Below are 26,032 nucleotides of genomic sequence, written 5' to 3' on the forward strand. Positions count from 1 at the left end.
AAAAAGTCATGGCTCTGGAAAAGACGCGCGGCAGACGCATTCAGATCGGCGAATTGGCGGTGGTTGTGGGGGCCGGACGTTCCGGCCTGGCCGCAGCGCGGCTTTTGAGCCGGGAGGGCGCGCGCGTGCGCCTGCTGGACCGCAACGCCGACGCGCTTTCGACGGAACAGACCGCCGCCCTGCGCAAGCTGGGCGTGGACGTGCGGTTGGGCGAGCACAGCCCGGAACAGTTCGAACACGCGGCCTTTGTGGTGCCCAGCCCCGGCATGCCCGTGGCGAAGCTGGTCCGGTATCTGGGCGATGTCACGCGGCCGGGAGCCCCGGAAGTGCTGGCGGAAATGGAACTGGCCTGGCGCTATCTGGACGACGAGCCCGTGCTGGCCGTCACCGGCACCAGCGGCAAGACCACCACGGCTTCCTTGGCCGCCGCCATGCTCCAGGCGCAGGGCTATACGGTTTTTCTGGGCGGCAATATCGGCACGCCCCTTTCGGAATACGTGCTCTCCGGCCGCAAGGCCGACGTGCTGGTGCTGGAGATTTCCAGCTTCCAGCTCCAGGCCTGCTCCACCTTCTGCCCGCGCGCGGGCGTACTCCTGAACATTACGCCCAATCACCTGGATTATCACAAGGACATGGCCGAATACACGGAAGCCAAATTCCGTCTGTTCCGTTGCCAGGATGAGGGCGACCTGGCCGTACTGGGCGCGGATCTGCATGACCCGGCGCAGGGGTTCAATCTCAGGGCCCGCCGGGTCTGGGTGCGCGAGAGCGAGCGTTTTCCGCAAAGCGGCTTGCCGGGCGCGCACAACAAATTTAATGAGGAGGCGGCCTGGCAGGCCTGCCGCTTTTTCGGCGTCAGCGAAGCCAACGCCGCCCGCGCGGTGGCCCGCTTCAAGCCTTTGCCGCACCGTCTGGAGCTGGTGCGCGAGCGTTGCGGCGTGCTCTATGTCAATGATTCCAAGTGCACCACGGTTTCGTCCCTCAAAGTGGCGTTGCAGGCTTTTGACCGGCCGTTGCGGCTGCTCTGCGGCGGCAAGTTCAAGGGCGGCGATCTGGCGGCCCTGGGCGGCCTGATCAGGGAGCGGGTCAGGGAAGTGGCCCTGTTCGGCGCGAGCCGCGAACACTTTGAAACAGCCTGGCAGGGCCTTGCGCCCATAAGCTGGCATCCGGTTCTGGAAGAGGCCGTGCGCGCCCTGTCCGCGTCCGCCCAAGAGGGCGACGTGGTTCTGCTGGCTCCGGCCACCTCCAGTTTTGACCTTTACGACAATTACATGGCTCGTGGCGACGATTTCAAACGCATTGTGAGCAAACTGGCATGAAAAACAGTTTTACCGAAACCAAGAAGAGCAAAACCCGCAGCGCCTTTGCCAGGGCTACGGAAAAGGGTCCCGGCACCCCCTTTGACTGGTGGCTGTTCACCATCATGCTGACCATCCTGGCCATCGGTCTGGTCATGGTGCTCTCTGCCAGCGGCATTGTGGCCGAGCAGGTCAACGGCGACAAATACTACTTTTTCAAGCGTCAGTTGCTCTTTGCCGCGGGCGGCGGCGTGGCCCTCTGGGGCGCGGCCCTGCTGCCGCGCGAGTGGTTGTACAAATTGCAGTATCCGGCCCTGTTTTTCTCGCTGCTGCTTTTGCTGATCACCCTGTCGCCCTTTGCCCCGGCCATCAACGGCGCCAAGCGCTGGATTCCGCTGGGTCCCGTTTCCGTGCAGCCCATGGAGTTCGTGAAAATCGCCCTGGCGCTCTATCTGGCCTATTTCATGAGCTCCAAGCAGGAGCTGATCAAAACGTTCAGCCGGGGCGTCATTCCGCCTTTCGCGGTGACCGGTCTGTTCTGTTTTCTGCTTCTCCTGCAGCCGGATTTCGGCAGCGCCGTTGTCCTGGCCGGGATTCTCTTTTTCATGTGCGTGGCCGGGGGCACCCGCTTCATCTATCTCTTTTTCTCCCTGGCCCTGGCCTGCGCCGGAGCCATGGCCCTGGCCATTGCCTCTCCCTACCGGCTGCGCCGCCTGCTGGCTTTTCTGGATCCCTTCCAGGACGCCCACAATACGGGCTACCAGTTGGTGCAGTCCCTGCTGGCCATCGGCTCGGGCAGCTTTTTCGGCGTGGGCGTGGGGGCCAGCAAACAGAAGATGTTCTATCTGCCCGAAGCGCACAACGACTTCATCATGGCCGTGCTGGCCGAGGAAATGGGCTTTGTGGGCGTGACCGTGGTCATGATCCTTTTTGCCCTGCTGTTCTGGCGCTGCTACAAGATCATCATGGGACAACACAATCTGCGCGACCGCTTCACGGCCTTCGGCATCACCACCATTCTGGTCATGGGCGCGGTGATGAATCTGGCCGTGGTCATGGGCGTGGCCCCGCCCAAGGGCGTGCCCATGCCGCTGATGAGTTACGGCGGCAGTAACCTGCTGGCTACCATGCTCTGCGTGGGCCTGCTCATGAACTTTTCAAGGACGGCCGACTCGTGGACAAAATCCTCCTGACCACCGGGGGCACCGGCGGCCATATCTTTCCTGCCCTGGCCGTGGCCGAGGAAATCCGGCGGCGGAATCCGCGCGCGGACCTGCTGTTCGTGGGTTCGCTCTATGGGCCCGAGCAGCGTCTGGCCGCCCAGGCCGGGATTCCCTTTGCCGGGCTGCCGGTGCGCGGCTTTCTGGGCCGTGGACTGCGGGCCGTGGGCGCGGGCGCGCGTATGACCCTGGCGGTCTGGAAGGCTCTTGGCATTGTGCGTCGTTTCAGGCCGCAGGCCGTGGCCGGTTTCGGCGGCTACGCGGCCTTTGCGCCCATGCTGGCGGCCCGTCTTCAGGGCGTTCCCGGCATCCTGCACGAACAGAATGCCGTGGCCGGAACCAGCAACCGCACGCTGGCCCGCCTGGCAAGGGTGATCTGCCTGTCCCTGCCCGGCACCCGGGGCTTTGCGCCGGAGAAAAGCGTGCTCACCGGCAATCCGGTACGCCGGGCCGTGAGCGAGGTGGGGCGTCGGCCCCGAGAACGGCGGACGCGGCGGCTGCTGGTCATGGGCGGCTCCCAGGGCGCGCGCGCCCTGAATGCCTTTTTGCCGGAAATTCTCCCCGCACTGCGGGAGGCCGGAGTGGAAATCCGCCACCAGAGCGGCCTCAAGGATGAGGACGCCACGCGTGCGGCCTATGCCCAGGCCGGGTATGATCCGGCCTGCGTGACGGCTTTTATTGACGACATGGCCGAGGCCTATGCCTGGGCGGATCTGGCGTTGTGCCGTTCCGGAGCCAGCACTGTGGCCGAACTCTGCGCCGCCGGTCTGCCCGCTGTACTGGTGCCTTTTCCCCATGCCGTCCACGACCATCAGACCCGCAACGCCCAGGTGCTGGAAAAGGCGGGCGCGGCCCTGCTGGTGCCGGAAGGGGAGTTGCGGGACAAGGATCTGGAGCGCGTGCTGCCGCAAATGCTGGCCGACAGCGAAGGCCGCGCGCGCATGTCCTGCGCGGCGCTGGACGCGGCCCGGCCCGACGCCGCCGCGCGGGTGGCCGATGTGTTGGCCGAGGTGGCCGCCGGGCGAGCTTAGGGCCTGTTGACATTACGTTCTTTTGCCCGCTGGCTTTGTCGAACTTCGCCTTTTATTCCAGTCGAGTACCAGAAGAGTACACTCCTTTCATAAAAGGCTCGTTCTCCTTGCCAGCGAACAAAATCCCAGTAGCGTCAATAGGCCCCGGGGCTGTTTTTAAATAAGGATTTTCATTCTCTGCCAAGGAAGGTGAGTCCTGGGTGGAGGGAGTATATTCAAGCATATTCGACCTTATTACGGGGCGAGTCCGACGCAGGCAGAAGGCGAAAGGACAATTTAGAAATAGCTTCTGGAGTATTTTGATCGTTGCAGTTTGCCTGAAATATTTTTGAAGGCGGAGGTATCTCCGCAAAATATCTAGATTTTTTCTAAAGGCTTAAGATATGAACAGCAAAATCCGGCACATTCACATGGTGGGCATCGGCGGCGCGGGCATGAGCGGCATTGCCGAGGTGCTGCTCAATCAGGGCTACGAGATTTCCGGCTCGGATCTGAGCGATTCGGCGGTGGTCAGGCATCTGCGCGAGCTGGGCGCGCGCGTGGCCGTGGGCCACGCCGCCGAAAACGTGGGCGACGTGCAGGTGCTGGTCAAATCCACAGCCATCGGCGACGACAATCCCGAACTGGTGGAAGGCCGCCGCAGGAACATCGCCATCATCCCGCGCGCCGAAATGCTGGCCGAACTCATGCGCCTGCGGCAGGGCATAGCCATTGCGGGGACCCACGGCAAGACCACCACCACCTCGCTGACCGCCTCCATCTTTGACACCGCCGGGCTGGACCCCACGGTGATCATCGGCGGCCGCCTCAATGTCTACGGCACCAATGCCCATCTGGGCCACGGAGACTACCTTATCGCCGAGGCCGACGAATCCGACGGCTCCTTTCTCTGTCTGCTGCCCATCATCAATGTGGTCACCAATGTGGACGAGGATCATCTGGATCATTACAAAAGCCGCGAGGCCATTGACGCGGCCTTTGTGCAGTTCATGAACAATGTGCCTTTCTACGGCATCAATGTGGTCTGCGGCGACGATCCGGGCGTGCGCGCCCTGTTGCCGCGCGTCAAGCGTCCGGTGCTGACCTACGGCTTCGCAGCGGACAACCATCTGCGCGCCGTGCTCCTGGAAAGCGGGCTGCGCAGCCGCTTCGAGGTCTGGCGCGAAGACGAAAAACTGGGCGAGGTGAGCCTGCCCCAGCCGGGCCGCCACAACATCCTGAACGCCCTGGCCGCCATCGGCGCGGCCATGGAGGCGGACATCGCTTTTGAACGCTGCGCCCGGGGCCTGGGCGGTTTCGGGGGCGTGGGACGGCGTTTTGAGTTCAAGGGCGAAAAGGACGGCGTGACCGTGGTGGACGATTATGGCCACCATCCGGCGGAAATCGCGGCCACCCTGGCCACGGCCCGCCAGGTTTTTCCCGGCAGGCGCATTGTGGCGGCCTTCCAGCCGCACCGCTTCAGCCGTACGCAGGCCCATTTCGGCGAGTTCTGCAAGGTCTTTGATCAGGTGGATGAAGTCCTGCTGACCGAAATTTACGCGGCTTCGGAAAAACCCATTCCCGGCGTTTCCGGCCAGAGTCTGGCGCAGGGCGTGCAGCAGGTTTCCACCACGCCGGTACGGTATTTCCAGACGCTGGACGCCCTGGCCCAGGCCCTGCCGGAAGTGCTGCGGCCCGGCGACGTGCTGCTGACCCTGGGCGCGGGTTCCATCACCCGTCTCGGCCCGGCCTGGCTGGAGGGGCGCGGCCATGCGTGAAGTCATGCGCCCCAGCTTGGCGGAGCGGACCACCCTGCGTCTGGGCGGCACGGCCATTGCCGAGCTGGTCCTGGAAGATGCGGCGGATCTGGCGGCTCTGCCCGAACGGCTGCGCGCCCTGGGCGGCAGTCCGTTGATCCTGGGCGCGGGCAGCAACATTCTGGCCCGGGACGGTGACCTGCCTCTGGTGTTGCTGCGTCCGCGCTTTATGCGCGGGCCGGAAATCGCGGGTGAGAAGGATGGTAAAATTCTGGTGCGGGTCGGCGCGGGCGTGCCCTTGCCGCGCCTGTTGCGTTTTTGCGCCGGACAAGGCCTGAGCGGCCTGGAAGGGCTGGTGGGCATACCCGGCAGCGTGGGCGGGGCCGTGGCCATGAACGCCGGTTCCTTTGGTACGGAAACATGTAAAAATATCGAATCCATTCAGATAGTTAGCAATGAAGCAGTGCGACGGGTCACTGTTGATGCACTGCAATACGGCTATCGTAGGCTCTCCATTTCAGAAGAAAAAGAGGGATTCATGGTAGTTGAAGCCACTTTTGGCTTGACCGAAGACGCAAGGGATGGCATCTCTAAACGCATGCGTCACAACTTTTTTGAGAAAAAGTCTAAACAACCTGTGACGGCCTGGAGCGCGGGTTGCGTATTTAAAAATCCCGCACAGGATATGCCCGCCGGAAAGCTTTTGGAACTGACCGGCTACAAGGGAAAGAAGCTGGGCGGCATGGCCTTTTCAACCTTGCACGCCAATTTTTTGATCAATGAAGGCAGGGGCAGCGCGGAAGCGGCTTTGACCCTGCTGCATGAAGCCAAAGAGGCTGTGCGGCAACGTTTCGGCTATGCGCTTGAGCCGGAGGTCAGGATAGTGCCGTGCCGCTTGCCTTGAAGAAAAACGGCCGCAAGGCCCGCAATGCCTATACGAAGGAAAAGCCCTCAAAGGCGAAAGGAAGCCTGTTTCCTTCGGTCCACCTCCCGAAATTCCTTGCCGGGATGTTCGGCTGGCTCAAGCGCTTGGGCGGCCTGAAAAGCCTCGCGGTTCTGACGGGCCTGCTGCTGGCGGCGATGCTGGTACTGGCAGGAGTGGGCACGGCCTCCCTCTGGCTCTATAACAAAGCGGTCACCAGCGACTTTTTCATCACCAGGCATGTGGATGTGACCGGCAATGTGCGGCTTTCCCGCGAGATGGTGCTGCAATACGGCGGCATCAAAGAGGGCGACAACAGTCTGGCCGTGAGCATCGCCAAAGTGGAGCGGAATCTGCGCCAGACACCTTGGGTGGAGGAAGTTTCGGTCAAGCGCCTGCTGCCCGACAGGTTCGTGATCAAATTGAAGGAGCGCATGCCCTCCTTCTGGGTGCACAAGGACGGCGTCTTGTACTACGCCAATGAGCGCGGCGGGATTATCGCGCCGGTGGAGAGCAAAAATTTTCTCTCCCTGCCCACCCTGCGCATCGAACCGGGAGCCGAGGACGCCGCGCCCTACCTCTCGCGCCTGATGAAAGACATGCAGAGCGGCGCGCTGCCCATAGAGGCCGGGGCCATTGCCTCGCTGACCGTGAGCCCGGGCAGGGGCTTGGAGATTTATCTGGAAGACCGGGAAATGCGCCTTTCCATCGCCACTGACGACTGGAGCGGCAATCTGGCCCGGATGAGCGTGACGCTCGGCGACTTGGCGCGGCGGCACGAGCTGAAAAACGTGCGCGAAGTGCGCGCCGTCAACGGCAATGTCTGGGTCATTCTTAATCAGTCCGCGCAAAACTGAGCCGGCGCGTGACGGGCGGTTGTGAGGAGAACATAATGAATAAGTCCGAGCTCATCGTAGGCCTTGACATCGGCACCACAAAGATCTGCGCCGTGGTGGGCGAACTTTCGGAGTCGGGTCTGGTGGATGTGGTGGGCATCGGCACAAGCGTTTCCACCGGTCTGCGCAAGGGCGTGGTGGTCAACATCGAGCAGACCGTGCAGTCCATCCGCAAGGCAGTGGAAGACGCGGAACTCATGGCCGGCTGCGAGATCCACTCGGTCTACGTGGGCATTGCCGGCAGCCATATCATGGGCATCAACAGCCACGGCGTCATTGCCGTCAAGGGCGGCGAAGTTGCCCAGCGCGACGTCGAGCGCGCTCTGGACGCGGCGCGGGCCGTGGCCATTCCGGCGGACCGCGAGGTGATCCACATCCTGCCGCAGGAATACATTGTGGACAACCAGCGCGGCATTGCCGACCCCTTGGGCATGGCCGGGGTGCGCCTGGAGGTCAAGGTGCATATCGTCACCGGGGCCGTGTCTTCGGCGCAGAATATCGTGCGCTCCTGCCATCGCAGCCAGTTAGAAGTGTCGGATATCGCCCTGGAATCCCTGGCTTCGGCCAAGGCCGTGCTCACCGAGGAGGAACGTGAGATCGGCGTGGCCCTGGTGGATCTGGGCGGCGGCACCACGGATATCGCGGTCTTTGCCAACGACGCTATCAAGCACACGGCGGTGCTGGCTCTGGGCGGGCAGAACCTTTCCAACGACATCGCCTTCGGCCTGCGCACGCCCATTGCCTCGGCGGAAAAGATCAAGATCAAGTACGGCTGCGCTCTTGCCGATCTGGTGCGCCACGACGAATTTATTGAAGTGCCCAGCGTGGGCGGACGCGAGCCGCGCCGCCTTTCGCGCCAGGTGCTGGCCGAAATCTGCGAGCCGCGCATGGAGGAGATCCTTTATCTGGTGGACCAGACGCTGGTGCGCTCCGGCTACAAGGACATGATCGGCGCGGGCGTGGTGCTGACCGGCGGCACGGCCCTGATGGAAGGTTGCCAGGAACTGGGCGAACAAATTTTCAATCTGCCCACGCGCATTGGTTATCCGCGCAATGTGGGCGGTCTCAAAGATGTGGTCAACAGCCCCAAGTTTTCAACGGCTGTGGGTCTGTTGCGCTACGGAGCGGAAAAGGAAATGTCCGGTCAGAAAAAGTTCACCACGCGCAGCGAGTCCGGCGTCTTTGACGGCGTACTCGCACGCATGAAGAAATGGTTCGCGGATATCTCATAAATCTCAAGCGGGCATTTGGGGACAGCAAAAACAGGAGAGGAAACATGGCTCAGTCAATCGTTGACGATATTGACACCTCCTTGGCCGGAAGCGCCAAAATCAAGGTTATCGGCGTAGGCGGCGGCGGTGGTAATGCCGTGAAAAACATGATTGATTCCGGCTTGCGCGGTGTGCAGTTCGTCTGCGCCAACACCGACGTGCAGGCTTTGAAAAAAAATACCGCCCCGCTCAAGGTGCAGTTGGGCGAAAAATTGACCAAAGGCCTGGGCGCTGGCGCCAATCCGTCCATCGGGCGTGAGGCCGCCGTGGAAAGCGTGAACGCCATCCGCGAGGCCATCGGCGATGCGGACATGGTTTTCGTCACCGCCGGTATGGGCGGCGGCACGGGCACGGGCGCGGCCCCGGTGGTGGCGCAGGCCGCCAAGGAAATGGGCGCGCTGACCGTGGGCGTGGTCACCAAGCCCTTCAGCTTTGAAGGCGTCAAACGCAAACGCGCGGCCGAGGCCGGTCTGGAGGAATTCAAGCAGCATGTGGACTGCCTGATCACCATCCCCAACGACCGCCTGCTGGCTTTTGCGCCCAAAAAAGCGCCGTTCTCCGAAATGCTGCAAAAGGCCAACGACGTGCTGTACTACGCCGTCAAGGGTATTTCCGACGTGATTGTGGGCGACGGCCTGATCAACCTTGACTTTGCCGATGTACGCACCACTATGGCAGAAGCGGGTCTGGCCCTCATGGGCACGGGCATGGCCTCGGGCGAGAACCGCGCCCGCGAGGCGGCCCAACGTGCCATCATGAGTCCGCTGCTGGAAGACGTCTCCCTGGAGAGCGCCAAGGCAGTGCTCTACAACATCACCGCACCCATGGACATCACGGCCGAGGAAATCGCCGAAATCGGCGACATTATCGCCGATGCCACGCCCGAGGACGCCAACATCATCTTCGGTGTGGTCTTTGACGACAACATCGGCGACGAAATTCGTCTGACGGTCATTGCCACCGGCATTGAGTCGCCCCAGGCCATGCAGCCCGTGCAGGCTCCCGCCGCCACGGTGACCAATTTCCGCCAGCCCGGCCCGGACGCCGTCATGGCCGAACCCCGCCGCCGCCAGCTCGGGCGCTCGCAGCAGGGCAACCTGGTGCAGGAGTCGCAGGAAGAGCCGGAAATGCGCCTGCCCCGCGCCACCCGCCGTTCGGAAGTGGAGCGCTGGTACGACGAAAAGAGCAATCGTCCTCCCTATCTGCTCAAGCGCGAAGCCATGGGCCAGAGCCGCCGTCGGCCGCACAACCCCGGTCAGGACGACTTCACCTATGACGAGGACGATTTTGAAATTCCGACCTTTATCCGGACCCAGGCCGATTAGAGCCGTTTGCGTTTGAAATTATCGCTTACCGGCGAAGTAAATTCGCCTTGCGATAATTTCGCGGTGCGGTTTTTCACGGAAAATCCGCACAGGGCGTTGAGATATTTTCAATATCAAAACGCTCTGGAAACAGCTCCTGGGGCGGCATAGTTTTTCTGTTTCACAATTTTCAGGGCTTGCCTCTTCGGCCCTGAAATGCCCGCCGGGAGCCCCATTGGGGGGCTCCCAGTGCGGGGCGTAAAATTTGTCAGATCAGAGCAGTTTCAGAATGAAATTACTCTGGCGGCTGCGAAAGCGGCCGTCCGCCGCGAAGGCATAAGCGCAATTTATTTGCGCTGTTACATGCCGGAGCGGGCGTCCTCAATATTTTGAGATTGTAAAATCTCAAAGTTAATTTGCTCTAAAGTCCGCGATGCCGTTGGCAAAGCGGACTTTTACTTTGCGACACTTCGTTGACTTGCACCCCCTTTTGGAGGCAACCTTGGGCATCCGCCCCATGGTTTGAAGCCTCCGCACGCTGGAGCCGCGTCAAACGACACATGTCGCAAAGCCGTAAAGGCTTGCGCGCCGCCGCGGGCGGAGTGACATCTTACTGGTCTGAAAAGGAGTTGCCGCATGGCATTTTTCGCCGCCCGTGACGCTGAAACCACGCTCGCTTGCCCCCGCTGCGGAGCGCGCCTGCACATCGCCCGCACCTGCCACGAAGCCTACATGCGTTGTCCGGCCTGCAAGGCGCAATTCCCGCTCAACGACTATATCAACCAGGCGGATGAAGTCATGGAACGCTTTCTCGAAAACGTCTATTGCGACCGGATTTGAGCCGTTTCAAAAAGGCTTGTGTCACTTCTCACGAAGTGAGCCTGACGCGGGCAGAGGGCAAAAAGCCCACTAATCACTGCTTCCTTATATTCCGTCCGGCAGCCATGCCGCTGGCCCAGGCCCAGTGCAGGTTATAACCGCCCAGCAGGCCGGTCACATCCAGCAATTCCCCCACGATGTACAGGTTCGGGCACAGCAAACTGGTCATGCTCCGTGGGTCCACCTCGCGGGTGTCCACGCCTCCGGCGCAAACTTCGGCCTTTTTCAGGCCCGCCGTGCCGTCGGGCGTTATCATGCGGGCCTGCACGGCCTCCGCAATCCGGCTGCGCGCGGCGCGGGACAGCTCGGCGATTTTGCGGCGGGCCAGAGGAGAGGGCAGCAGGGCGTCCGCCAGTCGTTGCGGCAGATGGCGGGCCAGCAGGGCGCGCGGGGTCTGGCGTCCGGCTTCGGGCGCATCCAGCAGCGCCGCCACATCCCGACCGGGCAGGAAATCCAGCCGCATGGGCGCGCCCGGCCGCCAGAACAGCGAGGCTTTCAGCGCCGCCGGGCCGCTCAGGCCGTCATGGGTGAAAAGCAGGTCGTCTTCCCATGTATGCTCGGGCCATGCGCGCTCCAATCCCACGTTCGAAACGGTCCGCTCCTGATTGCCTGCCTCCGGCAAACTGATCCGCACCGGCAGGCTGATGCCGGAAAGCTCCAACAGGGCCGCGCTGTCGGGATCATCGGCGGGCAGGCGCAACGGAACCAGAGCCGGGCGCGGCGGAATGACCGTATGTCCCAGGCTCTGGGCCAGCCTGTAGCCGGAGCCGCTGCCGCCCGCCTGCGGCCAGGCCGGGCTGCCCAGCGCCAGTACCAGGGTTTTGCCGCGCCAAAGCGCGCCCCCGGCCTCCACGCTGAAGCCCTCGCCGTCGTGGCTGACGCTGGTTACGGTCGCGCCGCAGACCAGACGGCACCCGCGATCCCGGCAGTCGCGGACCAGGGCCTGAACCAGGCGCTGAGCCGGAACGGTCAGAAATAATTGGCCGTGGGTGCGTTCTTCCACGGGCAGATTCCAGGCGCGCACCAGGGACAGCATGTCCTCAGGCCTGAAGGCGGCCAGAACCGGGACGCAGAAGGTGCCGTCGCGGTGCGAGTGGTAGTCCCGCGGCGTGATTCCGCGATTGGTGAAATTGGCCTTGCCGCCGCCGCTGACCGCCAGCTTGCGGCCCGGCACGGCGGCCCGCTCCAGCAGCACGACGCGCAGGCCGCGTCCGGCCGCCTCCCGCGCGCAGAACAATCCGGCCGCCCCCGCCCCCAAAATGAGCACATCCGCCTGTTCGCACGCATCCGTCCGGCGTGCGGGCCTGACTTCGCCGCGCCGGGGAGCGGCATTTGACAGTTTTTCACGGCGAAGGCTAGAATCATATTTTGCGCACATGGCGCAAGCGTACACGAGGCCTTTGCCCATGCCAATACTTCCTTCCCGCTATACGGCCCCGCCGGGCCTTGCCAACGCTCACCTGAACACCATCTGGCCGGTGCTTTTCCGCCCCCGGCCCCGCTTGCCAGCCGATTTGCGGCGCATCCGCATCGACACGCCGGACGGCGATTTTCTGGATCTGGATCTGCACCCCTGCGCTTCGGGCGCGCCGCGTGGGCTGGCCGTCCTTTCCCACGGCCTGGAAGGCAACAGCCGCCGCAAGTATATTCTGGGGCTGGCGCGGCTGCTGACGGCACGCGGTTTTCAGGTGTTGGCCTGGAATATGCGTTCTTGCTCCGGCGAACCCAACCGCACCGACCGCCTCTATCACATGGGCGAAACCGGCGACCTGGGCACGGTGGTCCGCTATGCGGAGTCCTTTGACTTGCCCATTCTGCTGGCTGGTTTCAGCATGGGCGGCAATCAGATCTGCCGCTATCTGGGGCGGGGGCCGGTGTCGCCGCTGGTACGCGCGGCGGTGGCCGTGTCCGTGCCCTGTGATCTGGCGGGCGCTGCCCCGGTCATGGACGGGCCGTCCTGCCGCCTGTACATGACCTACTTTCTGCGCACCATGCGCCGCAAAGTACGGGAAAAGGCGGCTCGCTTCCCGCACTATCCTTCCGTGGAAGGCCTGGAGCGCATCCGCACCTTCGCGGAATTCGACGAGCGCTTTACCGCGCCGGTTTATGGCTTTGCCTCGGCGCGCGACTACTGGGAGAAAAACAGCGTGCTGGCCGATCTGCCTGCGGTTCGTATTCCTCTCTATCTGTTGATGGCCGCCGACGACCCTTTTTGTTCCCCCTCCTGTTATCCTTGGGACGCGGCGCGGGAAAACAGCTCCCTGCGTCTGGAAGTGGCCCCGCACGGCGGCCACGTGGGCTTTGTGCCGTGGGGAAAGCCCTACTACAGCGAGCAGCGGGTTCTGGAGTTCATGGAAGAGATCTGGAATTGAGCCGCGGGGCTTGCTTTCGGTTCGGACGGGCCTATCTAGAATGGCAGAGCATGTGCATTTCGAAGAGGCGGGATGCTTTGGCGGCATGAGCTGACGCCCGCGCCTGAAGGCAAGGAGACAAATGCTGTTTCCACTGTATGCTTCAAGAATATATGCAGGAGGCCCTAGCATGGAAAAATATCTCAAAAATCTGGATTACGCGGCAGCGCTGCCCCTGGCGCAGCAGGTGGACTATCTGCCGGGGCAGGTCATCAGCAAGACCCTGGCACAGAACAGCGCCTTTGGCCTGACGCTTTTCGCCATCGACAAGGGCGAGGAAATCAGCGCCCACCGCTCCACGGGCGACGCGCTGGTCATTGCCCTGGACGGCACGGGCGAAATCACTATTGATGACACGAAGCATATGCTGCATGCCGGGGACTGCATTGTCATGCCCGCCGGGCATCCGCACGCCGTGCGCGCCCCCGAGGCGTTCAAAATGCTGCTGGTTGTGGTCTTTCCACCGGAAAGCGCCACGGATTAAGCGTCATTTCCGGCCTGGGGGCCATGGGCGGCTCCTCCTGTGAGGGCTGTCCCTTGCCTTGAGGCTTTGTTTTCGGCAGCCAGTTTTTTCTTGGTCAGGGCCGTGGCCGGGGCCGTGAGCGGATCTTCCGGCCAGGGATGTTTGGGGTAGCGGCCCCGCATTTCCGCGCGCACGGCCTGGTAGCCGTTACGCCAGAAATGGGCCAGATCACGCGTAACCTGCAGGGGACGCCCCGCCGGGGAGTTCAGCCGCAAGGTCAGTGCGATCCGGCCGCGCGCGATGCGCGGGCTTTCCTCACAGCCGAAAAGCTCTTGCAGTTTGGCGGCCAGCCAGGGGCCGCCTTCCTCTCCGTAAACAATGGGCCGCATTGCGCCTGAGGGCACCTGCCAGCTGTCGGGAGCTTCCTGCTCCAGCCGCCGGGCCAGAGCATAGGGCAATTGCGCCCGCAGGGCCTCCAGCAGGCGGCCGGACGTTAACCGGCGCAGCGCGGTGCAGTCTATAAGGTAAGGAGCCAGCCAGGTTTCAGGGTGCCCCAGCAGGGCGGCATCGCTCAGATCCGGCCAGGGGTCGCCGTTCAACTCGCGCAGCAGACTTACCCGCGCCCGCCATTGGCGGATTTCGTCGTTCCAGGGCAGACGGGCCAATATCTGCGGGCCGCCTTGGTGTATGAACTCACACAGGGCCTCGGCGCATGTCCCGGCGTCGGGGCGGGGCAGCGGTTCGTCCCGCAGCAGCAGACTGCCCAGAGTTTGACGGCGGCGGGCCAGTACCGCGCCGTCGTCCGAAACGCTGACGCTGTCCTCGGTGCTGATCTGCGAGCCGAAGAGTTCTTCCAGTTGCTGGCGGTTGAGCTGAGCGGCCAGACGGATGCGCCCGCGCGAACCGTCGCCGGATACGGCGGCCACGGCCAGAAATTCGCAACGGGCCAGGGCGTCGCTCACGGGCAATTGCGCGGCCCGGCCGGAACGCAGCAGAAATGAAGCCATGGCTTGTCCCCCGGCTTGTCCGGGCTGGGGGGCGGGAAGACGCTGGGCCAGCCATTCGGGCCAGGCCAGGGCCAGCAGCGGCCCCAAGGCGTCCTGATCCGCCAGGGCGGTCTCGAAAATTTTTTGCCGGACGTTCAGCAGACCGGCCAAACGCCGGGCCCAGCGGCGCGGGCGCGTCTTTTCCGGCACATCGCGGCCCCGGCAAAGCCAGTCCAGGCGGCAGGCCAGATCGCTGCTTGTTTCGCCGTTGCCTTCCCGGCCCGCGCGCGGCAGCGGGCCGCGCTCTTCCAGGAGGGCGGCCAGACAGCAGGCCAGGGCCCCGTGCCCGCGTTCTTTGCCGTGGAGCAGCAACCGGGCCAGGCGCGGGCTTGCGGGCAGCGCGGCCATGTTCCGGCCCAGGGCGGTGGCGCGGCCCTGGTCGTCCAGCGCGCCCAGATCACACAGGGTCTGCCGGGCCACGGCCAGCCCGGCGGCGGGCGGCTGATCCAGCCAGGCCAGGGAGGACACTCCGTCCGGTCCTCCTGTTCCCCAGACCGCCAGCTGCAGCAGCAGGCCGCTCAGATCGGCATCCAGAATTTCGGGCCGGATCTGCGGGCGCATGCCGTTTTCCTCTTCTTTGGCCCAGAGGCGGCAGCAGATGCCCGGTTCCGTACGCCCGGCCCGCCCCGCGCGCTGGGCCGCTCCGGCCAGGGAGACACGGTCGGTGACTAGGCGGCTGAGGCCGCAGGAGGGATCAAAATGCGCGCTGCGCGCCAAGCCCGCGTCCACCACCAGGCGCACGCCTTCAATGGTCAGGGATGTTTCGGCAATGGCTGTGGCCAGCACCACCTTGCGCGTGCCGTGCCGGGCCGGAGCAATGGCCGCGTCCTGTTCGCGGGCGGAGAGATTGCCGTACAGCGGGCAGAGACGCGCGTCCGGCGGCAAACGGCTTTCCAGCAGGGCTGCCACCTGCCGGATTTCGCCCGCACCGGGCAGAAAGGCCAGCAGGCTGCCGGGTTCCTCACGCAGCAGTTGCAGGATTACCGCCGCTGTATGACGCCAGAGTTCGGGGCCAAAGGGCGTGCCCATGCCGCGCAAGGGCAGCCGCCGCGTTTCCACCGGAAAGCTGCGCCCTGCACAGCTCAGGCCGGGACAATTCCCCAGCAGCCGAGCCACGGCCTGCACGTCCAGCGTGGCGGACATGACCAGCAGGCGCAGGTCGGGCCGCAGGGCGGCCCGGCTTTCCAGGCAAAGGGCCAGGCCCAGATCGGCCTGAAGCGAGCGCTCGTGGAATTCGTCGAAAATCACGCAGGCTGCCTCGGGCAGTTCCGGGTCGGCCTGCAACAGGCGGGTCAGTACGCCCTCGGTAATGACTTCAATGCGGGTGTCCGGGCCAATGACACTTTCCTCGCGCATGCGCCAGCCCACGGTGTGCCCCGGTTCCTCGCCGAGCAGGCGGGCCATGTAGCGGCCCAGAGCCCGTGCAGCCACGCGGCGCGGTTCCAGCAGCAAAATCTTGCGGCCTGCCAGCCAGGGCGCGCCCAGCAGCCAGAGGGGCACGCGGCTGCTCTTGCCCGCGCCGGGCGGGGCACTGAGCACCAGGCTGCCGCCGCTCTCCAGGAGGCGCAGCAGCTCGGGGCGCAGTTCGTCCACGGGACAGGGGGGCCAGGGAGGGCAGGGCGGACAAGAACGGCGGGATGGCTCTTGCGAAGCGGGCGGGGTGGGTGCGGAAGGTATCTGGCTCATGGGCGATGTGTAAAAAAGTTGCGCCGGTGCGGCAAAACAAACCGGCATCCTGTTTTTTTCACTGGCAATTCAGCGCGCGTCAGTGTATTGACACCTGAAAAGCTCTGTAACGCGGGGAAGAGACCATGGAGCTAAATACAAGCGGCATTATCGGCCAAAGCACCACGCTGGCCGAAGTCTTCAAAATTCTCGGCAAAGTGGCCCCCACGGACAGTACTGTGCTTGTAACCGGCGAATCCGGAACAGGCAAGGAATTGCTGGTGCGCGCCCTGCACGCCAACAGCCGCCGCGCCGACAAGCCCTTTGTGCCCATCAATTGCGGGGCCATCCCCAAGGAATTGTTGGAAAGCGAACTTTTTGGGCATGAAAAGGGCGCCTTCACCCATGCCATCCGCTCCAGGCCGGGCCGCTTTGAACTGGCTGACGGGGGCACCATTTTTCTGGATGAAATCGGCGAGATGGAGCTGAGTCTTCAGGTCAAGATTCTGCGCGTGCTCCAGGAAAAGGAAATTGAACGCGTGGGCGGCAGCGGTTGCAAAAAGGTGGATGTGCGCATTGTGGCGGCCACCAACCGTGACCTGGAAGCCGAAGTGGAGGCCGGTCACTTCCGTGAGGACCTTTATTACCGTCTGAACGTGATTCCCCTGCATCTGCCTCCCCTGCGCGAGCGCGGCGGCGACGTGTTGCTGCTGGCGCGGCATTTCCTGGATCATTTCTGCCGTAAGAAATGCCGCCCGACTCTGGCCCTCGCGCCGGATACCCGCCGCGTTCTGGCGGCTTATGCCTGGCCCGGCAATGTGCGCGAGCTGGAAAATTTTATGGAGCGCCTGAGCATCCTGGTGGACGGCGCGGTGGTGCAGCCCTCGGACCTGCCGCGCAAGATCCTGGACCAGGTGGGCGATGTGTCGGCTCTGCCGGAAGTGGAAGAGCAGGGCGCGCCCGAGGATGCCGCCTCATCACCGCAACTTGCTCCGTCCACGCAATCGCTGCCGGGCGCGCCGCTCCCTGCGGAGCCCGGGCACGTACCGGCCCGATCCGGGGACTTTGTCTGGCCGGATCTGGGCGTGTTGGAAACCCATGGGCTGAATCTCAAGGATTTTCTGGACGCCGTGGAAAGCCGCCTGATCGACGAGGCGCTGAGACGGGCCGAGGGCGTGAAGAACCAGGCTGCGGAATATCTGGGCATCAAGCGCACCACCCTCATTGAAAAGCTCAAAAAGCGCAATCCCTGATGCCGATGGCGCGAAAGAGCTTCTTTTCCGCCATGCGCAGGCATATCTTTTGCATAAAACGGGGCGGATGTCTGATCCGTCATATTTTACTGCCATAGCCAGTGAATAGAATCCCGAGCGCCGGAATGTCCCGGTCTCATAGCGCCGTTGTGCAGGGTGCGTTCCGCCGCTTTTTGCCGTGGCTCTGCCTGCTGTTGGGCGTGTGCCTGCTCCGGCCGGAGCAGGCGTGGGCCATGCTCTGGCAATGGCTGCCCGGCGCGGATGCCGGACGGCTGATCCTGGTGCTGGACAGCCCCGGCCAGGCCCGCAGCGTGACGCGCACCGGCGCTGCGGATCTGGAGCTGCTGCTGAACAGCCCGGCCCATTCTTTGCGCCAAGCCGGGGTTGCCCCTGAGCCCGGCGCGTTGCTGCAAGCTCTGGCGCTCGACAACGGGCGGCTGCGCATCCGCCTTTCCCCGCGCGTCGTCAATTACGTGCTGACCCGCCCCGCGCCTGACAGGGTGACTATGGAATTCTTTGCCGCCCCGGCTGCGGGGGATCCGACGAATACGCCTGCCCAGGCCGCCGCTTCGGTCGCGGCCCCGGTCGACACGCGGGCGCGGCTTTCTACGGGCTTGGCAAACGCCGGGAACACGGTAATTCTTCCGGTCGGGCAGATTCCTTCTGATCTTTTGCGCCGCCAGTTAAGCGGATTACGCGCTTTGCCGTATTCCCGGCTGGCGGATCTGGCTGTGCCGACGCCTTTGGCCGCGCCTGTTGCGGTTGAGCAGCGATCCATACCGGATTTTTCCCTGTCCGGGGCCGAAAGCGGAGGCTTCTGGTCCGCACCGGCCTATGCCGCTGAGGTTCCGGAAAACAACGGCCCCAAAGAGTTGGGCGACAGGGGGATGATGCTCTCCCGCCAGGATCTGCTCGGCAAGGTCAATACCGGCGGCCCGGAAGACTGGCCCGAAGCCGGCGGCCTTTCCACGGCTACATTGCCGGAATCCGGTAAGAGCGCCTCCGCATCCGCCGGAAATAATGAAAACAGGACAGAGGTCCGTCCCGGCGGGGCCGACGGTAACGCGGCTCCGACGCAGAACGTTGAGGCGGCGCAACCCACTGCCGCGCCTGGGGCTCCCGCGCAAGAAAGCGGTGAGACCGCGCCACCCGTTGCCTCTGAAACGTCCTCCGCCCCCGTTGTGGAGCGGAAGGCTGCGGACGATGCCGTGGCTGCCACCCCCGAAGCGCAGACCCCCCAGGCCGCCCAAATCGGTCAGGACGAACAGGATGCGCCGGTTCCGCAGAACACTGTTTTGCGGGAGAGCCGGGAAAAAGCCCCGGACGCGCCTTTGGTACAGGATAAAGGGCCGGAGGCTTCCGGCGCGGTGAACAAGAGGGCCGTGGGCCTGCCTGTGGGCGAAAACAAGGACGAGAAAAAAGACGCGGCTGCGGAAAAGCCCCGGGAAGTCATCTACGTGGATGAGCAGGGCAATCCCGTGCCCAAGCCGCCGGAGCCGGATAAAATGCTGGCCGAGGCCGAACGCCTGATCAGCGAGAACAAATTTGACGAAGCCCTGCCGCAGCTGGAGAAAATCCGCGCGCTGACCGACATCACGCCTGAAATGCGGGAAAAGGTGCTCTATTATATCAGCGACTGCCTCTGGGCGCGCTATGCCGATAACCCTCTGGCGGGTTATGAGGCTATTGTTTCTTCCACCAGCGAAGCCATGAACGCCGACCTGCGTTCGCCCCGCGTACCCGATGCCCTGCTGCGTCTGGGTCTTGCCAACGTCAATGTGGGCAATCTGGTGGACGCGGGCGGCTATATTGTGGCCCTGCTCCGGCGTTATCCTGATTATCCCGGTGTGGCGCAGGGCTTCACGGCCCTGGGGCAGGCGCAGCTCAAGCGGAAGCTCAATGCCGAAGCGGAGCAGTCCTTTTCCATAGTGCTGGACAAATATCCCGAATCCTCCCAATTGCAGGCCGCCTCCGTGGGCTTGGCACAGGCGTTTTTCAATCAGAAAAAACACGACCAGGCCCAGATCATTCTGGATTTCATCAGCAAGCGCTGGCCGCGCTACTATATTGGCGAGCCCTCCTTCCTGCTGTTGCAGGCCGGTAATGATGAGACCCTGCAAAGGATCGACACGGCGCTGGATCTCTATTGGCTCTACATCAACCTGGAGCCCGGCCGCCAAGGCAACGACTCGATTCTGCTTAAGATGGGCGACACCTATCTGCGCCAGGGCAATGCCACCGCCGCTGACTTTATTTATCACGAGCTGGAGCGCCGCTTCGCAGCCTCGCCCGCAGCCTCCACGGCCCGGCTGCGTCTTGCGGAAAAGGGCATTTACGAATCGCCCATCACTTATGAGGAAATGAGCAAGGTCTTCGCCAAGGGTGGGGAGCCGCCGCTGTGGCAGACCTACGCGGCGCTGGCCGAATCCTCCAAAACGGCCCCGGACGCCGTGCTGGCCCGGCTCAAGCAGGCCATGTGGCTGTACTGGGACAAACAGTATACCGAGGCCATGGGCAAAGCGGCGGATTTCATCGACGGCTACCCCGAACACCCCGACGTGCCCCAGGCCCGTGAAATCATCTGGCGGGCTTTTCAGAAGGAACTGGCCAATTCCCTGGCTGAACAGAATTACGGCCGTATTCTGATCCTGTGGAACGGCTTTCCCCTGGTGCGTGAGCGCTACGGCGCGCCGGACCCGCGTTTGCGCTACGCCCTGGCCCAGGGCTGGCTGGAGCGCGGCAATGAGCAGAAGGCCTTTGAGCTGCTGGGAGAGTTTTTGAAGTCTCCCATGGACCTGCAGTACGGCGAAGCGGCCTTTACGGAATTTTTCAACCGTTATCTCAAGGCCGGGGCCTGGGACAAGGTTCTGGACTTGGGCAAGCTGGTTTCCACCTGGGATATGAAGCCCCAGTTGCGCAAGCAACTGGATTACGCACTGGCTCTCTCCGCTCAGAATCTGAATCTGACCGGACCGGCGTTGGCCATGTGGCAACAATTGGCGGCACGTCCCGATATTCCGCTCTACCAGCGGGCCTATGCCACCTATTTTCTGGCCCGTGACGCGGAAAACCGCAAGGATATCAAAAGCTCCTACGAGCTCAACCGCAAGGTTATTGACCTGTTCACCCAGCTGCAGGATGAGCGCTCCGACAAGGCCGATCCGCAGCGTATTAAGGACGCGGTGGCCGCGCTGATGGATATTTGCGAGGTGGGCAACCGCATCCCCGAGGCCCTGCAATGGGTGAACCGTTACAATGATTTTGTGCCGGAAAATTCGCCGGAATATCCGGGTCTGCGCTTCCGGGAGGCGCGCCTTTACCGCAAACTGGGCAATTCCAGCCGCGCTCAGGCCCTGCTGGAGGACCTTGCCCGACGTTTCCCCGACTCGCCCTTCGCCAAGGCTGCGGCCGCCGAACTGCGTACCTTTGAGGTTTCGCGCGACCTGCAGAACTACATGCCGGGGGGCGCCCCCGCGCCGCAACAACAGCCCTCCCAAGCGCAACAGCCGGCACAACAATAGAGCAGGTTACCTTTTGAGATTGTACAATCTCAAAAGGTTGAAACTGAGCCCTCCGGCAGGCCGGCGCATGTACATTACGCTTGCACCTATCTCTGCTGTCGCCATCCATAAGGCGGCATAGCCGCCAACGGCTGGCGCTCGCGTCGGGCGGCTGTCTTCGCGGCCCCCGGGGCAATTTACTCTGAAATTCTCCGATTCCCGCGCTTCCTTTCTTTTCTGCCGCCGTAATGGCGTTCTTTCGGCCGTATCCGGCCATTCGTTCCACTGTTCTCATAATAGTGATTGCCAGTCGCCGGGCCTTGGCATATGTTTGTAGTGGATAAGAAACAGTTACCCGGCGTCTGGCCGGATTAACGGTGGAACGCCGATCTTGAGGAGCATTGCGCAATGGCGATAAAACACATGCGTCTTTTCTGTGTGGCGGCTCTGGTGTTGCTGATGACCGGCTGTAATGCCGCGCAACAACGCGGCATGCTGGGTTCAGCGTATGTTTCCACAACCCGCCCGGCTATTTCCTTGGAGGCTAAAAATATGCCGCTGCTCACGGCAGGGCAGGGCTCGGTCAATCTGACCTGGAGCGGCATGATGGGCGGTCTGCCCATTCGAGTATGGCTTGCCGTTTACGGAACCGGCGACATCAGCCCCATGGCTGTGGTGGCCCAGGCCGAAGTGCCGCAGGGCTGGTACTGGGACGGCATCATGCGCCGCCCGTTCAGCGTGGATGAAGGCGTGGAGGTTTTCGACGGCGTGGGATATCAGGCCTGCACCTATATTGTGGATAACGGCCATGACCCCTTCGGGGCTCTGGTGGCCGACAAGACGACGACAGGACAGCCCGTGCGCTGGCTGGCGCGGGGCTTTGCGGCCCGCTATAATTTCAATGACGACAAAATCATTATGGAATATCGCGAACCGCTTCCCGCCGGTATTGAATCTCTTTCGGCCTTGCCTCTGGGTGCCGCCGATACGCTCAGAGCCTTTGAGCAACGGGCTCGGGAAACGTTCAGCGTGGGGCCCGTGCCCTCCGACCTTTCCCAGCTGCGCCAGGGCTATGCCCAAGGCGTGCAATGGCAGTACATGGATGAAAATTTCCTGGGCACCGTGTCAAAGTATGATTTTTTTAACGCCAATTGATCCGCTTCTGAATGGATGAAAAATGGCTGTAGCAACCCCAACAGAGCACAATACAATTGACGTGTTGAAAAACTGCGTGTATGGGTAAAAAACCATATAGTATGTGGGGGCTAAAGCTGTCCTGGGGCACGGCTCTGCATGTTAAGGCACCGTGCGTCGCGCTGAAAACAGAAGACATACCAAGAAGGGGTTAGGTAATGGACGATTATTTAAAAGAAGCGCTGGAAATAACCCGTGCGCAGGCCGGTGTACGGATCATGACCGAAGAGGAAATCGCGGCCTTTATTCAGAAGGTGGCGATGGGCATCCGTGCCGTGGCCGAAGGCGAAGCTCCTGTGGAGCTGGACAGCGCGGAAATGGCTCAGGAAGCCCGCAAGTCGGTAAAAGAAAAATCCGTTACCTGCCTTGAATGTGGAAAGAGCTTTAAAATCCTGACCAAGCGGCATCTGGCCAGCCACGGCATGGATACCGCCGAGTACAGGGAAAAGTGGGGCTTCAAGAAAGATGCGCCTCTTGTTTGCAAAGCCCTGCAACGCGAGCGTCGCAAAAAGATGAAAGATATGAAGCTGTGGGAAAAGCGGCGTAAAGTTAAATAAAACGGAAAAAAGCCCGCTGTATGGCGGGCTTTTCCATATCCGCTGTTGCGCCGGATGCGGTCGCGTATGCCGAAGTGCCTTTTATTGTTGTCTGACCCGTGGCTGATCGCGGTTAAAGCGTAATTTGTTCTGTACGGCGTCGGCCGTTGATGTCTGTGCCGCGTGTGAACAAACAGCGGCGCGGCTTTCTTTTTAGCGTATTTACTACGTAAAATGCTCGTTTCTGGCGAGCAAAGCCCGCCGCCGCGCATTTCGCGGCAAGAATTTCAAGGTCCTTATGCTCTCTCCGGCGCATGCCGGAGAGAGCACTTTCATGAATTCCGAAGGTTGGTACGATGAATATGTTTCCGGCGGCAACGCCCGCCCAGGCTCAGGCTCTTTTGTCTTTGCCCGCTGCCCGGCTTTTCGAACAGGCCGGGCGTTTGCGCGAGGCGGTCTTCGGGCGCAAGGTGGATCTTTGCGCCATCATCAACGCCCGCAGCGGCAACTGCGCCATGGACTGCCGCTTCTGTTCCCAGAGTCGGCACAATCACACGCCCATAGCTGTTTTCGATCTTTTACCGGACGAAACGCTTCGGGAACGCATTCTGGAATTGGCCGCTCTGCCCGTAAACCATATCGGCATCGTCACCAGCGGTGCCGCGCTCAGCGAAGCGGAGCTGGCGCGACTGCGCGCCGTGCTGGCCGCCTTGCCTGACAATGTGCGGCCCCGCGTCTGCGCCTCGCTGGGACGGCTGAACTCGGCCCAGCTCGAACAATTGGCCCAGGCCGGACTCACGCGCTATCACCACAATCTGGAAACGGCACAAGGCCATTACCCGCGCGTCTGCACCACTCAGACCTGGGAACAGCGTCGAGACACTGTGGCCCACGCCATGCGCGCCGGTCTGACAGCCTGTACCGGCGGCCTGTTCGGCCTGGGTGAGAGCTGGGAAGAGCGCATTGCCTTTGCTTTCAGTCTCAAGGCCCTGGGCGTACGCAATGTGCCCATGAATTTTCTGCATCCCCATCCGGAAACGCCTTTGGCCGGTCAGCAGCCGCTCTCCGCTGACGAGGCCCTGCGGATCATTGCCTTGTTCCGCCATATTCTGCCTGAAGCCACGCTGCGGATCTGCGGAGGGCGGCCCACGACGCTGGGGGCACGGCAGCATGAAATTTTCGCCGCCGGAGCCAATGCCCTGATGACCGGCGATTATCTCACCACCCACGGGCAGGGCATTGAAGAGGATTTGGCCATGATCGCGGCTCAGGGCCTGGAGGCGGGCGGTGATGCGTGATGCGGAATCCGGACGGGATGCGGTCCGTCGCCCTTTGTGCGCCGTTTTTGTCAGCGGCACCGGGACGGATGTGGGCAAAACCGTTGTCACGGCGGCCCTGTTGCGGGCTCTGCGCCTGGCGGGCGTGGCGGCTCAGGCTGTAAAGCCTGTGCAGACCGGCGTGCGCGCCGGGGAGGAATACGCCGCGTCTCAAGCCGACGCGCCGGTGTACGCGGCGGCTGTGGCCGATCTGCCGCCCCTGCCGGGGCTGGCTCCGGCGGCGGTGCTGCGTTGTTTTTCCCTGCCTGCCTCGCCCCATCTGGCTGCCGCGCGTGAGGGCGCGCGCCTGGATGTGGCGGGTCTGGCCCGGACCATCCTGAATCATTGGGAAAGCCTGGACGGAGCGGCGGATATCCTGCTGCTGGAAGGCGCGGGCGGCCTGTGCGTGCCGCTCAATGAGAGCGAGGACATGCTGGATCTGATGTCCGATCTGGATCTGCCTGTGCTGCTGGTGGGCGGCAACGGACTGGGAGCGCTGAATCATAGCTTGCTTTCCCTGGCCTCTCTGCGCGACAAGGGGCTGTCGCTGTGTGCCCTGGCCCTGATTCCCACGCGTCCCACTGCCGCGGATGCGCCGGATGACGACGAAGCCTGTATTCTGGCTGACAATCCCCAAATTCTGCGCACGAGGCTGGCTCAGGCCGGTTGCGGCGCGCCCGTGCTGGAACTGCCCCGCCTGGAACGATTGGACGGTGCGGGTTGGCAAATCCTGGCCTCTGGCCTGGCTCCGCTGGTTGAAGAACTGCGCCGCCTGGCGGAGCAAGGGCGCGGTCCTCAGGTTCCGGATTTGGTGGTACGCGACCATAGCGCTGTCTGGCATCCCTATGCCTCGGCCGTGCATTTGCCGCCCCTTTGCGCGGTTCGGCGCAGCCACGGCAATCGTATTGTCCTGGCCGACGGACGGGAATTGATCGACGGCATGTCCTCCTGGTGGGCGGCGGCGCATGGCTACAATCATCCCCGGCTGCTGGCGGCGCTGCGGGCCCAGGCCGGACGCATGCCGCACGTGATGTTCGGCGGGTTGACGCATGTTCCGGCGGTGGATCTGGCCGAACGCCTGCTGCGCCGCATGCCCCAAGGTCTGGAGCGTGTTTTTTTTGCCGATTCCGGTTCCGTGGCAGTGGAAGTGGCCCTGAAGATGGCCCTTCAATATCAGCAGAGCAGGGGAGAGACTCGGCGTACGCGTTTCCTGACACCGCGCGGCGGTTATCACGGCGACACTCTGGGGGCCATGTCGGTCTGTGACCCGGTTACGGGCATGCACAGCCTGTTTGCGGGCCTGTTGCCGCAACAGATCTTCATGGAACGGCCGTCCTGCCGTTTTGACACGCCTTTTGATCCGGCCTGTCTGGACGACGCCCGCTGTCAGCTGGAACGGCACGGCGAAGAAATTGCGGCCGTGATTCTGGAGCCCGTGGTGCAGGGCGCGGGCGGCATGTGGTTTTACCACCCGGACTATCTGCGAGCTTTGGCGGACCTCTGCCGTAAGGCCGGCACGCTGCTGATTTTTGACGAGATCGCCACGGGCTTCGGCCGCACCGGCAGATTTTTCGCCGCTGAATGGGCCGGAATCACGCCGGATATTCTTTGCTGCGGCAAGGCCCTGACCGGCGGCATGCTCACCCTGGCGGCCACGGCCTGCACCGGGGAAGTCGCGCAAGGCATCTGCCGGGAAGGCCGGGTCTTTATGCACGGGCCCACCTTTATGGCCAATGCCCTGGCCTGCGCCGTGGCCGGGGCCGCCTTGGACATTTTGGATGAAAACCGTTGGCAGGCGCAGGTGGCCGGGCTGGAAACGGCCATGCGCCGTGGATTGGAGCCCTGCCGCCGCGTGTCCGGCGTGGAGGATGTGCGGGTGCTGGGCGGCATCGGCGTGGTGGAAACGAAGCAGCCCGTGAATACGGCGGCCCTCCAGAATTGCTTTGTGGAGCAGGGCGTCTGGATCAGACCGTTCAACCGCCTTATTTACCTCATGCCGCCCTATGTGAGCCCGATTGAGGATGTCGCCCGGCTCTGCGAGGCTGTGGAGACGGCTCTGCGCCGGGGCGTGCATTGCGCATGAAGTTAGGG

At 62.9% G+C, this 26,032-nt stretch carries 19 protein-coding genes; 17 read left to right on the forward strand and 2 right to left on the reverse strand.

Going from position 1 to position 26,032, the window contains the following annotated elements; translation table 11 throughout:
* Window positions 1-8 precede the first annotated feature (8 nt).
* The 9 genes from murD to HMPREF1022_RS00930 all read left to right on the forward strand — a co-directional run bounded on the left by murD (window position 9) and on the right by HMPREF1022_RS00930 (window position 10,518).
* Complete coding sequence (murD, locus tag HMPREF1022_RS00890) at window positions 9-1,319, forward strand: UDP-N-acetylmuramoyl-L-alanine--D-glutamate ligase (protein WP_009301488.1); 1,311 nt, start codon at window positions 9-11, stop codon at window positions 1,317-1,319.
* Window positions 1,316-2,491, forward strand: a complete 1,176-nt coding sequence (ftsW, locus tag HMPREF1022_RS00895) for a putative lipid II flippase FtsW (protein WP_008684835.1) — start codon at window positions 1,316-1,318, stop codon at window positions 2,489-2,491. The genes murD and ftsW overlap by 4 nt, the downstream gene beginning before the upstream one ends.
* On the forward strand, window positions 2,473-3,549 hold the full coding sequence (gene murG / locus HMPREF1022_RS00900) for an undecaprenyldiphospho-muramoylpentapeptide beta-N-acetylglucosaminyltransferase (RefSeq protein WP_009301490.1): 1,077 nt from the start codon (window positions 2,473-2,475) through the stop codon (window positions 3,547-3,549). Before ftsW ends, murG begins: the two co-directional genes overlap by 19 nt.
* Window positions 3,550-3,932: 383 nt before the next feature.
* Complete coding sequence (gene murC, locus HMPREF1022_RS00905) at window positions 3,933-5,306, forward strand: UDP-N-acetylmuramate--L-alanine ligase (RefSeq protein ID WP_009301492.1); 1,374 nt, start codon at window positions 3,933-3,935, stop codon at window positions 5,304-5,306.
* Window positions 5,299-6,189 (forward strand): UDP-N-acetylmuramate dehydrogenase, encoded by an 891-nt coding sequence (gene murB / locus HMPREF1022_RS00910; protein ID WP_008684829.1) that lies wholly within the window; start codon window positions 5,299-5,301, stop codon window positions 6,187-6,189. Before murC ends, murB begins: the two co-directional genes overlap by 8 nt.
* Window positions 6,174-7,064: a cell division protein FtsQ/DivIB gene (locus HMPREF1022_RS00915; RefSeq protein ID WP_008684827.1), complete on the forward strand. Its 891-nt coding sequence runs from the start codon at window positions 6,174-6,176 to the stop codon at window positions 7,062-7,064. Before murB ends, HMPREF1022_RS00915 begins: the two co-directional genes overlap by 16 nt.
* Before the next feature lie 35 nt (window positions 7,065-7,099).
* Window positions 7,100-8,335, forward strand: coding sequence for a cell division protein FtsA (gene ftsA, locus HMPREF1022_RS00920; protein ID WP_008684826.1), 1,236 nt, complete (start codon window positions 7,100-7,102; stop codon window positions 8,333-8,335).
* A gap of 44 nt (window positions 8,336-8,379) precedes the next feature.
* Window positions 8,380-9,699 (forward strand): cell division protein FtsZ, encoded by a 1,320-nt coding sequence (gene ftsZ / locus HMPREF1022_RS00925; protein ID WP_009301493.1) that lies wholly within the window; start codon window positions 8,380-8,382, stop codon window positions 9,697-9,699.
* A gap of 615 nt (window positions 9,700-10,314) precedes the next feature.
* The gene (locus HMPREF1022_RS00930; protein WP_009301496.1) at window positions 10,315-10,518 is read left to right on the forward strand and encodes a dual CXXC motif small (seleno)protein; all 204 of its coding nucleotides are present in this window, start codon (window positions 10,315-10,317) and stop codon (window positions 10,516-10,518) included.
* Window positions 10,519-10,591: 73 nt separating this feature from the next.
* On the opposite strand, the gene HMPREF1022_RS00935 is transcribed toward HMPREF1022_RS00930, so the two are convergent.
* Window positions 10,592-11,824, reverse strand: a complete 1,233-nt coding sequence (locus HMPREF1022_RS00935; RefSeq protein WP_035060388.1) for an NAD(P)/FAD-dependent oxidoreductase — start codon at window positions 11,822-11,824, stop codon at window positions 10,592-10,594.
* Window positions 11,825-11,963: 139 nt separating this feature from the next.
* Here HMPREF1022_RS00935 and HMPREF1022_RS00940 point away from each other — a divergent pair, with 139 nt between their 5' ends.
* The gene (locus HMPREF1022_RS00940; RefSeq protein ID WP_009301498.1) at window positions 11,964-12,929 is read left to right on the forward strand and encodes a YheT family hydrolase; all 966 of its coding nucleotides are present in this window, start codon (window positions 11,964-11,966) and stop codon (window positions 12,927-12,929) included.
* A 169-nt stretch (window positions 12,930-13,098) separates the two neighbouring features.
* Window positions 13,099-13,452 (forward strand): cupin domain-containing protein, encoded by a 354-nt coding sequence (locus HMPREF1022_RS00945; RefSeq protein WP_008683748.1) that lies wholly within the window; start codon window positions 13,099-13,101, stop codon window positions 13,450-13,452.
* Here the strand turns inward: HMPREF1022_RS00945 and hrpB are convergent.
* On the reverse strand, window positions 13,449-16,070 hold the full coding sequence (gene hrpB, locus HMPREF1022_RS00950) for an ATP-dependent helicase HrpB (protein ID WP_009301499.1): 2,622 nt from the start codon (window positions 16,068-16,070) through the stop codon (window positions 13,449-13,451). The genes HMPREF1022_RS00945 and hrpB overlap by 4 nt on opposite strands.
* A 218-nt stretch (window positions 16,071-16,288) precedes the next feature.
* On the opposite strand from hrpB, the gene HMPREF1022_RS00955 reads away from it, so the two are divergent.
* From HMPREF1022_RS00955 to bioA, 6 genes are all read left to right on the forward strand, one after another.
* A complete protein-coding gene (locus tag HMPREF1022_RS00955) occupies window positions 16,289-17,395 on the forward strand; it encodes a sigma-54 interaction domain-containing protein (RefSeq protein WP_008683750.1) in 1,107 nt (368 codons plus the stop codon).
* Window positions 17,396-17,520: 125 nt separating this feature from the next.
* Window positions 17,521-20,916 carry a tetratricopeptide repeat protein gene (locus HMPREF1022_RS00960; RefSeq protein WP_009301500.1) on the forward strand — a complete coding sequence of 1,132 codons (3,396 nt, stop codon included), beginning with the start codon at window positions 17,521-17,523 and terminating at the stop codon, window positions 20,914-20,916.
* 387 nt (window positions 20,917-21,303) lie between these two features.
* On the forward strand, window positions 21,304-22,050 hold the full coding sequence (locus HMPREF1022_RS00965) for a DUF4851 domain-containing protein (RefSeq protein ID WP_009301501.1): 747 nt from the start codon (window positions 21,304-21,306) through the stop codon (window positions 22,048-22,050).
* Window positions 22,051-22,247: 197 nt separating this feature from the next.
* Window positions 22,248-22,646, forward strand: coding sequence for a MucR family transcriptional regulator (locus HMPREF1022_RS00970; protein WP_008683753.1), 399 nt, complete (start codon window positions 22,248-22,250; stop codon window positions 22,644-22,646).
* A 335-nt stretch (window positions 22,647-22,981) separates the two neighbouring features.
* The gene (gene bioB / locus HMPREF1022_RS00975; protein WP_008683755.1) at window positions 22,982-23,923 is read left to right on the forward strand and encodes a biotin synthase BioB; all 942 of its coding nucleotides are present in this window, start codon (window positions 22,982-22,984) and stop codon (window positions 23,921-23,923) included.
* Window positions 23,916-26,024 carry an adenosylmethionine--8-amino-7-oxononanoate transaminase gene (gene bioA / locus HMPREF1022_RS00980; RefSeq protein WP_009301502.1) on the forward strand — a complete coding sequence of 703 codons (2,109 nt, stop codon included), beginning with the start codon at window positions 23,916-23,918 and terminating at the stop codon, window positions 26,022-26,024. Before bioB ends, bioA begins: the two co-directional genes overlap by 8 nt.
* Window positions 26,025-26,032 lie beyond the last annotated feature (8 nt).

Source organism: Desulfovibrio sp. 6_1_46AFAA, assembly GCF_000224635.1.
Lineage (GTDB): Bacteria > Desulfobacterota > Desulfovibrionia > Desulfovibrionales > Desulfovibrionaceae > Desulfovibrio > Desulfovibrio fairfieldensis.

What these genes read in the sequence shown, in the direction of transcription:
- HMPREF1022_RS00945 (WP_008683748.1), top strand. Translation starts at nt 13,099, where the DNA reads ATGGAAAAATATCTCAAAAATCTGGATTACGCGGCAGCGCTGCCCCTG.
- murD (WP_009301488.1), top strand. Translation starts at nt 9, where the DNA reads ATGGCTCTGGAAAAGACGCGCGGCAGACGCATTCAGATCGGCGAATTG.
- HMPREF1022_RS00970 (WP_008683753.1), top strand. Translation starts at nt 22,248, where the DNA reads ATGGACGATTATTTAAAAGAAGCGCTGGAAATAACCCGTGCGCAGGCC.
- HMPREF1022_RS00955 (WP_008683750.1), top strand. Translation starts at nt 16,289, where the DNA reads ATGGAGCTAAATACAAGCGGCATTATCGGCCAAAGCACCACGCTGGCC.
- bioB (WP_008683755.1), top strand. Translation starts at nt 22,982, where the DNA reads ATGAATATGTTTCCGGCGGCAACGCCCGCCCAGGCTCAGGCTCTTTTG.
- HMPREF1022_RS00960 (WP_009301500.1), top strand. Translation starts at nt 17,521, where the DNA reads ATGTCCCGGTCTCATAGCGCCGTTGTGCAGGGTGCGTTCCGCCGCTTT.
- ftsA (WP_008684826.1), top strand. Translation starts at nt 7,100, where the DNA reads ATGAATAAGTCCGAGCTCATCGTAGGCCTTGACATCGGCACCACAAAG.
- murB (WP_008684829.1), top strand. Translation starts at nt 5,299, where the DNA reads ATGCGTGAAGTCATGCGCCCCAGCTTGGCGGAGCGGACCACCCTGCGT.
- bioA (WP_009301502.1), top strand. Translation starts at nt 23,916, where the DNA reads ATGCGTGATGCGGAATCCGGACGGGATGCGGTCCGTCGCCCTTTGTGC.
- HMPREF1022_RS00940 (WP_009301498.1), top strand. Translation starts at nt 11,964, where the DNA reads ATGCCAATACTTCCTTCCCGCTATACGGCCCCGCCGGGCCTTGCCAAC.
- ftsW (WP_008684835.1), top strand. Translation starts at nt 1,316, where the DNA reads ATGAAAAACAGTTTTACCGAAACCAAGAAGAGCAAAACCCGCAGCGCC.
- HMPREF1022_RS00965 (WP_009301501.1), top strand. Translation starts at nt 21,304, where the DNA reads ATGGCGATAAAACACATGCGTCTTTTCTGTGTGGCGGCTCTGGTGTTG.
- murC (WP_009301492.1), top strand. Translation starts at nt 3,933, where the DNA reads ATGAACAGCAAAATCCGGCACATTCACATGGTGGGCATCGGCGGCGCG.
- HMPREF1022_RS00930 (WP_009301496.1), top strand. Translation starts at nt 10,315, where the DNA reads ATGGCATTTTTCGCCGCCCGTGACGCTGAAACCACGCTCGCTTGCCCC.
- ftsZ (WP_009301493.1), top strand. Translation starts at nt 8,380, where the DNA reads ATGGCTCAGTCAATCGTTGACGATATTGACACCTCCTTGGCCGGAAGC.